At 40.3% G+C, this 248-nt stretch carries 1 pseudogene; it reads left to right on the top strand.

Annotated elements, in window-relative coordinates:
* Positions 1-21 precede the first annotated feature (21 nt).
* Positions 22-248 (top strand): annotated as a pseudogene (locus tag I5349_RS13950) (hypothetical protein); the annotation flags it as partial.

The following is a 248-nucleotide window of genomic DNA, read 5'->3' as shown; positions in this document are numbered from 1 at the left end:
CAGCTTAGATACTTTTGAAAAATGAAAGCCTTTCTCTCTCTTTTCTTGATGATTTCCTTCATTGGGAGCTTCGCTCAAGACAGTAGCTGGAAACTATTGAAAACTCATCCCATAGATCGCGTAACTGCCGTATCTATCAGCAATAAAGGCAATGTCTATGCTGCAGATAGTCAGGGAAATATCAAGCAATTTGATGCTAAAGGAGAAGAATTACTCAGTATCTCCCCCCAAAGAGTAGGCAAGGTATC

Source organism: Penaeicola halotolerans, from assembly GCF_016464625.1.
GTDB classification, from domain to species: Bacteria; Bacteroidota; Bacteroidia; order Cytophagales; family Cyclobacteriaceae; genus Penaeicola; species Penaeicola halotolerans.
This window is presented reverse-complemented; position numbering and strand designations above follow the sequence as displayed.